The sequence below is a fragment of the Lapillicoccus sp. genome (assembly GCF_039935575.1).
Taxonomy (GTDB): Bacteria; Actinomycetota; Actinomycetes; order Actinomycetales; family Dermatophilaceae; genus Lapillicoccus.
On sequence record NZ_JBDTKA010000117.1, the window covers coordinates 1 to 13,421 of the forward strand.

General features: G+C 68.0%; 11 protein-coding genes. All 11 read left to right on the forward strand.

Translation table 11 applies throughout. The annotated features are described in order from the left end of the window. A partial coding sequence (locus ABI385_RS14250; protein ID WP_348104418.1) for an NADH-ubiquinone oxidoreductase-F iron-sulfur binding region domain-containing protein occupies positions 1-646 on the forward strand: 646 nt, incomplete at its 5' end. Beyond that, on the forward strand, positions 643-3,255 hold the full coding sequence (locus ABI385_RS14255) for an NADH-quinone oxidoreductase subunit G (protein WP_348104419.1): 2,613 nt from the start codon (positions 643-645) through the stop codon (positions 3,253-3,255). The genes ABI385_RS14250 and ABI385_RS14255, both read left to right, overlap by 4 nt. 2 nt (positions 3,256-3,257) lie before the next feature. Next, a complete protein-coding gene (nuoH, locus tag ABI385_RS14260; protein ID WP_348104420.1) occupies positions 3,258-4,646 on the forward strand; it encodes an NADH-quinone oxidoreductase subunit NuoH in 1,389 nt (462 codons plus the stop codon). 154 nt (positions 4,647-4,800) lie between these two features. Further along, positions 4,801-5,508 (forward strand): NADH-quinone oxidoreductase subunit NuoI, encoded by a 708-nt coding sequence (gene nuoI / locus ABI385_RS14265; protein WP_407068282.1) that lies wholly within the window; start codon positions 4,801-4,803, stop codon positions 5,506-5,508. Further along, positions 5,505-6,275: an NADH-quinone oxidoreductase subunit J gene (locus ABI385_RS14270; protein WP_348104422.1), complete on the forward strand. Its 771-nt coding sequence runs from the start codon at positions 5,505-5,507 to the stop codon at positions 6,273-6,275. The genes nuoI and ABI385_RS14270 overlap by 4 nt, the downstream gene beginning before the upstream one ends. Next, positions 6,272-6,571, forward strand: coding sequence for an NADH-quinone oxidoreductase subunit NuoK (gene nuoK, locus ABI385_RS14275; RefSeq protein WP_348104423.1), 300 nt, complete (start codon positions 6,272-6,274; stop codon positions 6,569-6,571). The genes ABI385_RS14270 and nuoK overlap by 4 nt, the downstream gene beginning before the upstream one ends. 13 nt (positions 6,572-6,584) lie before the next feature. After that, on the forward strand, positions 6,585-8,519 hold the full coding sequence (nuoL, locus tag ABI385_RS14280; RefSeq protein WP_407068283.1) for an NADH-quinone oxidoreductase subunit L: 1,935 nt from the start codon (positions 6,585-6,587) through the stop codon (positions 8,517-8,519). After that, on the forward strand, positions 8,516-10,057 hold the full coding sequence (locus ABI385_RS14285) for an NADH-quinone oxidoreductase subunit M (protein WP_348104425.1): 1,542 nt from the start codon (positions 8,516-8,518) through the stop codon (positions 10,055-10,057). The genes nuoL and ABI385_RS14285 overlap by 4 nt, the downstream gene beginning before the upstream one ends. Continuing rightward, positions 10,054-11,649, forward strand: a complete 1,596-nt coding sequence (gene nuoN / locus ABI385_RS14290) for an NADH-quinone oxidoreductase subunit NuoN (protein ID WP_348104426.1) — start codon at positions 10,054-10,056, stop codon at positions 11,647-11,649. Before ABI385_RS14285 ends, nuoN begins: the two co-directional genes overlap by 4 nt. 37 nt (positions 11,650-11,686) lie before the next feature. Further along, entirely contained in the window at positions 11,687-12,688 is a 1,002-nt protein-coding gene (locus tag ABI385_RS14295; RefSeq protein WP_348104427.1) for a polyprenyl synthetase family protein, read from the forward strand. A 14-nt stretch (positions 12,689-12,702) separates the two neighbouring features. Continuing rightward, a complete protein-coding gene (locus ABI385_RS14300) occupies positions 12,703-13,374 on the forward strand; it encodes an MOSC domain-containing protein (RefSeq protein ID WP_348104428.1) in 672 nt (223 codons plus the stop codon). Positions 13,375-13,421 lie beyond the last annotated feature (47 nt).

Below are 13,421 nucleotides of genomic sequence, written 5' to 3' on the forward strand. Positions count from 1 at the left end.
CGCGGACTGGTTCAAGGCCATGGGCACCGAGAAGTCGACCGGGTTCGGCATCTTCAGCCTGTCCGGACACGTGAAGAACCCTGGTCAGTTCGAGGCCCCACTGGGGATCACGCTGCGCGAGCTGCTCGACCTCGCCGGCGGGATGCGCGACCCGCAGAAGAGGCTGAAGTTCTGGACTCCCGGTGGGTCCTCGACGCCACTGTTCACCGACAAGCACCTCGACGTCCCACTGGACTTCGAGTCGGTGGGCGCCGCCGGGTCGATGCTCGGCACGCGGGCACTGCAGATCTTCGACGAGACCACCTGCGTCGTTCGGGCGGTCGAGCGGTGGACCGACTTCTACAAGCACGAGTCCTGCGGCAAGTGCACGCCCTGCCGCGAGGGCACCTGGTGGCTCGCGCAGATCCTCGAGCGGCTCGAGCACGGTGAGGGCAGCGAGGCCGACCTCGACAAGCTGCTCGACATCTGCGACAACATTCTCGGCCGGTCGTTCTGTGCCCTCGCTGACGGTGCGACCTCGCCGATCACGAGCAGCATCGAGTACTTCCGGGACGAGTACATCGCGCACCTGACCCACGGCGGCTGCCCGTTCGACCGGGACGCCTCGTCGCTCTTCGCGAGCCAGAAGGAGTCGGCGTCGGCATGACCACCACACCCACCTCACCCAGCACGTCTCAGAGCACCTCCGTCGCGGGTACGCCGTTGACCAGCCCCGCTGACGGCGGCAACGCGGTGAGCAGCGGCAGCAACGCCAAGCCGCCCAAGGGAGCCGACGACATCACACTCACGGTGGACGGCGTCGAGGTCTCGGTCCCCAAAGGCACCCTGGTGATCCGGGCGGCCGAGGAGATCGGCGTCCAGATCCCGAGGTTCTGCGACCATCCGCTCCTCGAACCGGTCGGAGCCTGCCGGCAATGCCTCGTCGAGATCGCCACGCCGGGCCCCGACGGGTCGATGCGCCCGATGCCCAAGCCACAGGCGTCGTGCACGATCACCGTGGCCGAGGGCATGAAGGTCAACACCCAGCTCACCTCGGCCGTCGCCGACAAGGCCCAGCACGGGCAGATGGAGTTCCTCCTCATCAACCACCCGCTCGACTGCCCCGTCTGCGACAAGGGCGGCGAGTGCCCGCTGCAGAACCAGGCGATGAGCAACGGGCGCGCGGTCTCGCGGTTCGAGGACGTCAAGCGCACCTACCCCAAGCCGATCAACATCTCCAGCCAGATCCTGCTCGACCGCGAGCGCTGCATCCTGTGTGCGCGCTGCACGCGTTTCTCGGACCAGATCGCGGGTGACCCGTTCATCGCGCTGGTCGAGCGGGGTGCGCTCCAGCAGGTCGGGATCTACCAGGACAAGCCGTTCGAGTCGTACTTCTCCGGCAACACCGTGCAGATCTGCCCGGTCGGGGCGCTCACCGGTGCGGCCTACCGGTTCCGCTCCCGGCCCTTCGACCTGGTCTCCACGCCGAGCGTGTGCGAGCACTGCGCCTCCGGTTGCGCGATCCGCACCGACCACCGCCGCGGTGTCGTGCTCCGGCGGATGGCGGCGACCGACACGGCCGTCAACGAGGAGTGGAACTGCGACAAGGGCCGGTGGGCCTTCCAGTACGCCACGCTCGCCGACCGCCTCGAGGTGCCGCTGGTGCGTGGTGACGACGGGGAGCTGCGAGCAGCAGGCTGGCCCGAGGCACTCGAAGCCGCGGCCGCCGGGCTGCGTCGCTCTCGGGCTGCAGGCGTACTCGTCGGCGGTCGAGTGTCCGTCGAGGACGCCTACGCCTATGGCAAGTTCGCCCGAGTCGCGCTGCACACCAACGACGTCGACTTCCGCGCCCGACCGCATTCCGCTGAGGAAGTCGACTTCCTGGCTCGGCACGTCGTCGCGACCGGCCCGGACGGGGGAGCGGTGACCTACACCGACCTCGAGCACGCCAAGGCCGTCCTGCTGGTCGGTTTCGAGCCCGAGGACGAGTCCCCGATCGTCTTCCTGCGGCTGCGTAAGGCCGTCCGGGCCGGCACCACCTCGGTGTATGCCATCGCGCCTTTCCGCACCCGCGGGCTCGACAAGATGCTGGGCACCCTCCTGCCGTCCGCACCAGGGCGCGAGACCGCGATCCTGCGCGAGATCGGCGCCACCCGTGCCGGGTCCGGCGCCCACGAGGCCCTGCGTGACGGCGGGGTCATCCTGGTCGGGGAACGGATGGCCATCGTCCCCGGTGCCCTCACCGCGGCGGCTGCCCTCGCGGCCGAGACCGGCGCTCGACTCGCATGGATCCCCCGACGTGCCGGTGAGCGCGGCGCACTCGAGGCCGGCGCCCTGGGGGCGCTGCTGCCTGGCGGTCGCCCCGCCACCCACGCCGGAGCGCGAGCCGAGGTCGCCGAGGCCTGGGACGTCGTCGGTCTGCCCGACACCCCCGCTCGAGACACGGCCGGGATCCTGCGGGCCGCCTGCGAGGGCGAGATCGACGCGCTCGTGGTCGGCGGCGTCGACCCAGCCGACCTCGCGAGCCTCGATGTCGAGGAAGCGCTCGCCAAGACGTTTGTCGTCTCCCTCGAGGTCCGGCGGTCGGCCGTGACCGAGATCGCCGACGTGGTGCTCCCGGTGGCCCCACACGCCGAGAAGGTCGGTGCGTTCGTGAACTGGGAGGGCCGCGTACGCCCGTTCCATGACGCTCTCGCCACCAACGCGATGAGCGACCACCGGGTTCTCGACATGCTGGCTGCCGAGCTCGGGAGCTTCCTCGAGACCCGGACCCAGGAGCAGGTGCACGAGCAGTTCCAGCGGCTCGGCGCCTGGACGGGGACCTACGACGTCACGGAGCCGACCGACGCCAACCCCGACGCCCCCCCCGACGCCGCCCCCGACACCCCCGGACCCGGTGCGGGCGGCGCCTTCCTGCTCGCGACCTGGGCCAGCCTGCTCGACGCCGGCCGACTGCAGGACGGCGAGCCGTTCCTGGCCGGCACGGCTCCTCGCGCTGTCGCCCGCCTCAACATCGCCGACGCCGAGCGCGTCGGCGCCGCCGACGGCGACCTCGTCACGGTGTCCACCGAGCACGGGTCGGTCACGCTCCCGATGCTCCTCACTCCGCACCTCGTCGACGGCGTCGTCTGGTTGCCGACCAACAGCATCGGTTGCGCGGTGCGGAGCATGCTGGGTGCCGAGTCCGGTGCCCGGGTATCGGTGGGCGTGGCCGACGCCGACGCGGACGCCATCGCCCTCGACCGAAAGCATGATCTGGAAGGTGGGTGGCAGTGATGATGAGCGGCGCGCTGGTGCAGGCGGGCGGCATACCGGCTCTCGTGATGCCGATGGTCGACAACCCCCGCACCGACTTCACCACGACCCCGTGGTGGCTGTCCCTGATCAAGGCTCTGCTGATCTTCGTCTACCTGCTGATCAGCACGCTGCTGGTGATCTGGTTCGAGCGACGCGTCATCGGTCGCATGCAGCAGCGCCCCGGTCCCAACCGCGCCGGGCCGTTCGGTCTGTTGCAGACCCTTGCCGACGGTTTGAAGTCGATGCTCAAGGAGGACGTCACCCCGGCAGCTGCCGACAAGCTCATCTTCACCCTGGCGCCGATCCTGGCCGCCACCATGGCGTTCGTGTCGTTCTCCATCATCCCGATGGGTGACAAGGCGTCGATGTTCGGCACCATGACGCCGTTGCAGCTCGCCGACTTCCCGGTCGCGGTGCTGCTGGTGCTGGCCGTCGCCTCCGTCGGCGTCTACGGGATCATCCTGGCCGGCTGGTCGTCCGGCTCGACCTACCCGCTGCTCGGCGGCCTGCGTGCCACCGCTCAGGTGATCTCCTACGAGATCGCCATGGGTCTGTCGCTCGTCGCCGTGTTCATCTACAGCGGCTCGATGTCCACCTCGCAGATCGTCTTTGGACAGTCGTCGGTCTGGTACCTCATACCTGCCTTCTTCTCGTTCGCCGTCTACATCATCACCATGGTCGGAGAGACCAACCGGCTCCCGTTCGACCTCGCCGAGGGCGAAGGCGAGCTGACGGGCGGGTTCCACACCGAGTACGGCTCGATGCGGTTCGCCATGTTCTACCTCGGTGAGTACATCAACATGTTCACGGTCGCGGCGCTGGCCACGACGATGTTCCTGGGCGGCTGGCAGGCGCCCCCGCTGATCTCGCTGATCAACGACAACATGTTCAGTGGTGGCTGGTGGGGCGTGCTCTGGTTCACCGCCAAGCTGTGGTCCTTCATGTTCTTCTTCGTGTGGCTGCGCGGATCGCTGCCCCGGGTGCGCTATGACCAGTTCATGCGCTTCGGCTGGAAGTTCCTCATCCCGGTGACGCTGGTCTGGGTCGTTGTCGTGTCGTTTATCCGCGGCTCGCAGAACGGCTGGTTCGGCGACTCGGTCGTGTCCATCGCCGGGCGCAACTTCCCCACCGTCACCCTGGCCGCGGTCGGCGTCGTCGCCGTGCTGGCGCTCGCGGTGTCGTGGGTCTACGACACCCGTCGCGCCGAGGAGGAGGACGCCGAAGGCTCGCCGGGCACGCCCCGCGAGGTGGACCCGTTCGCGGGTGGATACCCTGTTCCGCCGTTGCCCGGTCAAACCCTGAGAGAGCCGGCACGTAAGGCTGTCCCCGTCGGCAGCACGACCACCATCGAGGAGGACACCCGTGGCTGAGCGCCAGAGCGGTGCTGACGTTCCGGAGACCCCGGAGCAGCAGCCGGCTCCGGCGACGCCCCCGGCCAAGCGAGTCCCGCCTCGGACCAACGTCAACACGCCCAGCACCAGCGCTGGTGCGCCGGAGGAGCAGGAGAGCTTTCTCAAGGGTTTCTTGGCTCCGGTCGCTGGGTTCGGCGTCACCTTCGCCACGATGTTCCGCAAGGTGGCCACCGAGGAGTACCCCGAGGTGAAGCGCCCCACCGAGGCCCGGTTCCACGGCCGCCACCAGCTGAACCGGCACCCGGACGGCCTCGAGAAGTGCATCGGCTGCGAGCTGTGCGCCTGGGCCTGCCCCGCGGACGCGATCCTCGTCGAAGGCGCAGACAACGACGACAGCGAGGGCGGCACCGGCCGGTTCTCACCGGGTGAGCGGTTCGGCCGCGTCTACCAGATCAACTACCTGCGATGCATCTTCTGCGGGTACTGCATCGAGGCCTGCCCGACCCGCGCGCTGACCATGACGAACTTCTACGAGCTCGCCGACAACAACCGCGCCGACCTGATCTTCACCAAGGACCAGCTCCTCGGGCCGATCCAGGACGGGATGCTGCCGGCGCCGCACCCGATGGTCGACGGCATGGAGGAGCAGGACTACTACCAGGGCAAGGTGACCCGTTCGACGGCGGAGCAGGAGGAATGGGTCCTGTCACACCGTCGTCAGAACGAGGATCTGGACGGCACTGCCGGCGACGTCACCGAAGAGGCCGTCGGCCTTGGCAACACCGGTACGCGTGGACCCGCACCGACGAAGCACGCCGGTGGCGCCCTGCAGACCGGCTCCGTGAACTCCCCGGTCTCCCAGACAGGGGGTGCCCCGTGACGTCCACGGGTGAGGCGGTCATCTTCTGGATCCTCGCACCGCTCATGGTCATCGCCGCGTTCGGGCTGCTGTTTGCTCGCAAGGCGGTCCACGCCGCCTTGTGCGTGGCGTTCGTCATGGTCAACCTGGGCGTCCTCTACATCGTGCAGCAGGCGGAGTTCCTCGGCGTCGTCCAGATCTTCGTCTACACGGGCGCCGTGGTGATGTTCTTCCTGTTCGTGCTCATGCTGGTCGGCGTCGACTCCTCCGACTCGCTGGTGGAGACGATCCGCGGCCAGAAGGCGGCCGCGACCGTGCTCACCCTGGGCCTGGCCCTGGTGATGTTCTTCGCGCTCGGCTCGATCACACTCCCGACCCCGAAGTTCCTCGACGCCGTCAACGCCGACCCCGGCAACGTCAGCGGGGTCGCCAACCTCGTGTTCGGCAAGTACGTCTGGGCGTTCGAGCTCACCTCCGCCCTGCTCATCACGGCCGCGATGGCGGCCATGGTGCTGGCCCACCGTGAGCGGTTCGGCGAGAAGCGCTCCCAGAAGGCCTGGTCGCAGCGCCGGGTCCGCGAGAACCAGTTCGTCGCTGGCCTGCCGGCGCCGGGTGTCTACGCACGTCACAACGCAGTCGACACCCCAGCGTTGCTTCCGGACGGGACGCCCACCGAGCTGTCCGTCTCCCGCGTGCTCAAGTCGCGCGACCAGGTCTCCCCCCCGGGGCGCTACAGCGCCGTCGAGCAGGCCATCGAGAGCGAGATCGAGGAGGGGTCGACGCGGTGAACCTCGTCCACTACATCTACCTCGCCACGATCCTGTTCGCGATCGGGGCGGCCGCCGTGCTGATGCGCCGCAACGCGATCATCGCGTTCATGGGCGTCGAGCTGATGCTCAACGCGACGAACCTCGCCTTCGTCACGTTCGCCAGGGTGCAGGGGACGATCGACGGACAGGTCATCGCCCTGTTCGTGATGGTCGTCGCCGCCGCCGAGGTCGTCGTGGGCCTGGCCATCATCATGGCCATCTTCCGTGCCCGCCGGTCGGCCTCGGTCGACAACGCCAACCTCCTGAAGCTGTGAGGACCCGACTGTGCTGACCCTGGCCGGCCTACCCAACGCCGAAGGGGCCGCTTCGGCTGCCACCGGCATCACCTCATACGCGTGGCTGCTCGTTGCCCTGCCCGCGCTCGGTGCTGTCGTCCTGCTGGTCGGGGGTCGCCGGACGGACAAGTTCGGCCCGTTGGTCGCCACCTTCCTGTCCTGGGGGTCGTTCTTCGTCGGCCTGCTCGTGGTGCTGTCGATGGTCGGGCGTAGCGCCGAAGCCCGGGCGATGGGGGTCCACCTGTTCGACTGGCTGCCCGTCGGGCAGTTCCAGCTCAGTGCCGGCCTGCTGATCGACCCTCTGTCGATGTCGTTCGTGCTGCTCATCACGTTCGTCGGGTCGCTCATCCACGTCTACTCACTCGGCTACATGGCCCACGACCCCGACAAGCGCCGGTTCTTCGCCTACCTCAACCTGTTTGTCGCGTCGATGCTGCTGCTGGTCATCGCCGACTCCTACCTGCTGCTCTACGTCGGATGGGAGGGCGTTGGCCTGGCCTCGTGGCTGCTCATCGGGTTCTGGAACTACAACCCGGCGTATGCGACAGCCGCCAACAAGGCGTTCGTCGCCAACCGCGTCGGTGACCTCGGGCTGTCCGTCGCGATCATGATCATGTTCTTCCAGTTCGGCAAGGTCGACTTCGCCTCGGTCAACGCCGGGGTCGGCCAGGCCAGCCAGGGCGCGCTGACGGCAATGGGGCTCTTCCTGCTGCTCGGTGCCTGCGGCAAGTCGGCCCAGTTCCCGCTGCAGAGCTGGCTCGGTGACGCCATGGCCGGCCCGACACCCGTCTCGGCGCTGATCCACGCCGCGACCATGGTCACGGCCGGCGTCTACCTGGTCGTGCGCAGCCATGCGATCTTCAACGCCGCGCCGACCGCACAGCTGTTCGTGGTGATCGTGGGTGCCATCACCCTGCTCTACGGCGCCATCGTCGGCTGTGCCAAGGACGACCTCAAGAAGGCGCTCGCCGCTTCGACGATCAGCCAGATCGGCTACATGATGCTCGCCGCTGGTCTCGGGCCGGTGGGATATGTCTTCGCGATCGCCCACCTGCTGACCCACGGCTTCTTCAAGGCCGGGCTGTTCCTCGGTGCCGGGTCCGTGATGCACGGGATGAACGACCAGGTGAACATGCGACGGTTCGGGGCGCTGTGGTTCGCGATGCGGATCACCGCTGTGACGTTCGCGTTCGGATGGGCGGCCATCATCGGCTTTCCTTTGCTGTCTGGCTACTGGACCAAGGACAAGATCATCGAGGCGGCGTTCGTGGGGGAAGGCGTCCGCCCATGGATCTTCGGGCTGGCCGCGATGCTCGGCGCGGGAATCACGGCGTTCTACATGTCGAGGCTGTTCTTCATGACTTTCCTGGGAAAGAAGCGCTGGACAGAGGATGTGCACCCGCACGAGTCGCCGTTGACGATGACCGTGCCGATGATGATCCTCGCCATCGGCTCGGCCGCGCTCGGCGCAGTCCTCGTCCCCACCGGTGTCATCCAGAGCTGGCTCGAACCGGTCGTCGGGTCCCTCGAGGACGAGCACCCGGTGCTGGCTCCGGTCGCGATTACCGTGCTCACCCTGGTGCTGGTCGCCGCCGGCGCAGGTCTCGCGTGGATGCGCTACCTGCGCGATGAGGTGCCGCAGACCGCTGCGGTCGGCAGTCTGTTCACCCAGGCGGCTCGCAACGACCTCTATCAGGACGAGGTCAACGAAGGGCTGCTGATGCGCCCGGGCATCCACCTGACCCGCTCGCTCGTCTTCGCCGACAGCGCGGGCGTCGACGGAGCGGCGACCGGCCTCGCACGGCTGGTCGGCGGGCTGTCGAGTCGATGGCGACGGCTGCAGAACGGGTATGCCCGCTCCTACGCGCTGACCTTCTTGGCCGGCGTGGTCGTCCTGCTCGGCGTCCTGTGGGTGATGCAGGGATGAACCAGTTCCCCTGGCTCACCGTCCTCGGCGCGGTTCCCCTGATCGGGGCCGTCGTCGTCTGGCTGCTCCCGACCGGAGCGGCGGCGCGTGCCAAGCAGGTGGCCCTCGGCTTTTCGCTGGTCACGCTCGTCCTCGGCGTTGCCGCGACCGTCGCCTACGTCGGGCAGAGCTCCACCGGACAGTTCAAGTTGGCCGAGCAGCACTCCTGGATCCCACAGTTCGGGGTGAGCTACGCACTCGGCGTCGACGGGATCGCGCTCGCGCTGATCCTCATGGCACTGGCGCTCACGCCGATCTGCCTGATCGCCGCCTGGCACGACCTGCCCGCCGGCGATGGCGGTGAGAAGAACTACTTCGCCCTCATGCTCGTCCTCGAGACGTTCATGGTGGGCGTTTTCGCGGCGACCGACGTCTTTCTGTTCTACGTGTTCTTCGAGGCCATGCTCATCCCGGTCTACTTCCTGATCGGGCAGTACGGCGGCCCTCGCCGGCAGTATGCCGCGGTGAAGTTCCTCATCTTCTCGCTCGTCGGCGGTCTGATCATGCTGGCGTCTGTCATCGGCCTTTACACGCAGGGACCCGGCGGGTCGGACGGGTTCCTCGTCGAGAAGCTCACCGGGTTGGCGCTCGACCCGACCACGGGTCGGCTGCTCTTCCTCGGGTTCTTCTTCGCGTTCATGGTCAAAGCGCCGATGGTGCCCTTCCACACCTGGCTGCCCGACGCTGCGACCGAGTCGACCCCAGCCACAGCCACCCTGCTGGTGGGCGTGCTCGACAAGGTCGGCACCTACGGGATGATCCGGTTCTGCCTGCAGCTGTTCCCCGAGGCCAGCAAGTGGGCCACCCCCGTCGTCATCGCGCTCGCGGTGATCTCCGTGCTCTACGGGGCGCTGCTGGCGATCGGGCAGACCGATGTGATGCGGCTGATCGCCTATACCTCGATCAGCCACTTCGGCTTCATCGTCCTCGGCATCTTCGCCATGACGACCACCGGATTTGCCGGGTCGACGCTCTACATGGTCAACCACGGGTTCACCACGGCTGCACTGTTCCTGTTCGCCGGGATGCTCGTCAAACGCCGTGGCAGCAAGAAAATCGCCGACTTCGGCGGGTGGCAGCGGGTCACACCGTTGCTTGCCGGTGCGTGGCTCGTCGCGGGTCTGTCCGGCCTGGCCCTTCCTGGGCTCGGAGCGTTCGTCGCGGAGTTCCTCACCCTGGTGGGGACGTTCCAGCGCTATCCCGTGCCGGCGGTGCTCGCGACGATCGGGATCATCCTCGCAGCCCTCTACATCTTGTTGATGTACAAGCGGATGATGACGGGACCACCGCCGGAGTCTGCCGCGGGCACCTCCGACCTCAGCGGCCGTGAGAAGTGGGTCGTGACACCGCTGATTGCTCTGTTCCTGGTCCTGGGCTTTTATCCCAAGCCCGCCCTCGACATCATCAACCCCGCTGTGTCGGTGACTCTGAAGTATGTCGGCGTCACCGACCCTGCGCCGGTCGTCCCCGTGAGCGTCGCCGAAGGGAGCGCGAAGTGACTGCCGTGGCACCTGCCGTGTTCACGCAGGCCAGCATCGACTACGCGGCGGTACTCCCGATGCTCATCGTGTTCGGGGCCGCGGTCGTCGGCGTGCTGGTCGAGGCCTTCGCTCCCCGTCGACGTCGATATGCCCTGCAGGTCGGGCTCGCCCACGCGGCGATGCTCGGCGCCTTCCTTGCCGTCGTCCTGGTCGCGGTGAACCACCAGACCGCGACGGCCGGGATTGTTGGCGTGGGAGGAGCCGTGAAGGGTGCCGTCGTCATCGACGGCCCGGCTCTGTTCCTGCAGGGTGCGGTGCTCCTGCTGTCCTTCATGGGCATCCTCACCATGGCCGAACGGCTCGGCGGCGTGGGCGCCGACGCGTTCACCCCCATGGGTTCGGCGGTCCCGGGCTCCGCCCAGGAGGCCCAGGCCATGCGTGCCGGGATGATGACCTCCGAGGTCTTCCCCCTTGCCCTGTTCGCCGTCGGGGGCATGATGCTCTTCCCGGCCGCCGGCGACCTGCTCACGATGTTCATCGCTCTCGAGGTCCTGTCGCTCCCGCTCTATATCCTCACGGGACTGGCTCGACGCCGTCGGCTGCTCTCGCAGGAGGCATCCCTCAAGTACTTCCTGCTGGGCGCCTTCTCGTCCGCCTTCTTCCTCTTCGGTACGGCGCTACTGTTCGGGTACTCGGGCTCGGTCTATCTGCCGGACATCGCCCAAGCCATCCCGACCGGTGGCACAGAGCTCAACGGTCTGCTCGTCCCCGGCATCCTGCTTGTCGCCGTCGGCCTGCTCTTCAAGATCGGTGCCGCCCCGTTCCACGCGTGGGTACCCGACGCATACGAGGGTGCTCCGACTCCCGTCACGGGCTGGATGGCTTCGGCCACCAAGCTGGCGGCGTTCGGCGCGATCCTGCGGTTCGTCTACGTCGGCATCGAGTCCGATCGATGGGACTGGGCGCCGGCCGTCAGCGCGGTCGCGATCCTCACCATGATCGTCGGCGCCGTTCTGTCGGTCACCCAGACGGACATCAAGCGGATGTTGGCGTACTCGTCTATCGCGCACGCCGGGTTCATTCTCGTCGGCGTGCTCGCGTTCGACCGGGCCGGTGTCAGCGGTGTGATGTTCTACCTCGTCTGCTACGGCTTGATGACGATAGCCGCGTTCGGGATCGTCGGGCTGGTTCGCGACAAGGACAACGCGTCGGAGGCCACCCGACTGACCCAGTGGGCCGGTCTCGGCCGAAGCCATCCCCTCACCGCGGGAGTCTTCGCCTTTCTGCTCCTGGCCTTCGCCGGCATACCGCTGACCTCGGGTTTCACCGCGAAGTTCGCGGTCTTCGAGCCGGCCCTTCGCTCCGGTACTGCGGGGACGGTCATGGTCATCGTCGGTCTGATCTGCAGCGCCACCACCGTGTTCGTCTATGTGCGGGTCATCGTGCTGATGTACTTCAGCGAGGCGTCCTCCGGTTCGGTCGGGGTGGTCACCCCTTCGGCGATGACCAAGATCTCGATCGGGATCGGCGCCGTGCTCACCCTCGTTCTCGGTGTCGCCCCGGCGTCGCTGCTGCTGCTAGCCCAGAACGCGGCTCAGTTCCTGCGGTGAAGCCTTCGCGTTCGACCGACCCTGAGACACTGGTGGTATGAGTACCACGCCGCCCGTCCTCGCGATCCCGGGCATCTCGGTGGGCCTGTCGACGCGGCTGCAGGACGGTCTCGCCAAGGTCGACGAGCTCATCACCGCGACCGTCGACTACGACGACCCCTTGATCGCCGACGCGTCCGCGCACCTGTTCGACGCGGGTGGCAAACGGGTTCGCCCGTTGCTCACCCTGCTGGCCGCGGAGCTGGGCACCGGCCCCAACCCCGACGTCGTCGCGGCAGCCGCCGGTTGCGAGCTGACCCACCTCGCCTCGCTTTACCACGACGACGTGATGGACGAGGCAGACGTACGAAGGGGCGTTCCGAGCGCCAACGCGAAGTACGACAACTCCACGGCGATCCTCATCGGTGACCTGTTGTTCGGCAAGGCGTCCGAGCTGGTGGCCGGGCTGGGTGCCGAGGCGGTCCTCATCCAGGCGCGCACGTTCGTACGCCTGTGTGCGGGTCAGATCCGCGATGACCGTCCGAGCCCGCCCGGGGTCGACCCGGTCGAGTACTACCTCGGCGTTCTTGCCGACAAGGCCGGTGCCCTGATCGCAACGTCCGCGCGCTATGGCGCCATGTTCTCCGGCTGCTCCGCCGAGACCGTCGACGTCATCACGGCCTTCGGCGAACGGCTCGGCGTCGCCTTCCAGATGGCGGACGACCTCATCGACATCTCCTCCGACGGGACGGAGACCGGCAAGACCCCGGGCACCGACCTGCGCGAGGGGGTGGCCACCCTGGCAGTCCTTTACGCACGAGCCGGGACCGACCCGCGCGATGCTCGGTTGCGCGAGCTGCTCGGCGGCGACCTGCGTGACGACGCCCGACTGACCGAGGCCCTCGACCTGCTGCGGACCAACGCGGCCCTCGAACAGGCCCGCGAACGGACCAGGGCCGTCGGAGCAGAGGCCGTCGCGCTGCTCGGCGGACTGCCGGAGTCGGACGCGAAGACGGCGCTCACCGCGCTGGTCACCTCGGTCGTCGACCGGCTCGGCTGACGCCCGGTGACACCATGAGCCCCACACTGTTGACCGTCAACCTGGGCCGGCTGACAGCACGCACCAACCCGAAGCTGCTGCCGACCGCGATCGACAAGCACCCGCACGACGGGACGGTCGAGGTCCGCGACCCCGGAAGCCGTGCGCACGGGCTCGGGAGCGGCCTCGTGGGTGACGAGATCGGCGACCACCGGCACCACGGCGGCGACGGTCAGGCGGTGTATGCATTCGCTCGCGAGGAGCTGGACGAGTGGGGACGGCTGCTGGGCCGGGAGCTTCCGAACGGCATGTTCGGGGAGAACCTGACGACGCGCGACCTGGTCGTCTCCGACGCCGTCATCGGTGAACGATGGCGGGTCGGACCCGAGGTGGTCCTTCAGGTGAGCGGGCCGCGCATCCCGTGTGGCCGGTTCCGCGAGCACATGGCCGTCAAGGGCTGGCTCAAGACCTTCACACGGGCCGGCAGGTCCGGGGCATACCTGTCCGTTGTCACACCGGGCACGATCCGGGCGGACGACGAGATCGTCGTGGTCCATCGTCCCGACCACCACGTGACGGCATCCGACGCGTTCCGGGCGCTCACCCTCGAGCCCGGGACACTGCCGCAGCTGCTCGCGGCCGGCGACGACCTGCCGCCCGAGCTGGCCGAGATGGCCAGGGCCGGACAGACCTACTCGCTCTCCTAGCTCATCGGCCGCAACTGTCGACCACGCGGTCGCTCGTTGCGGCGAAA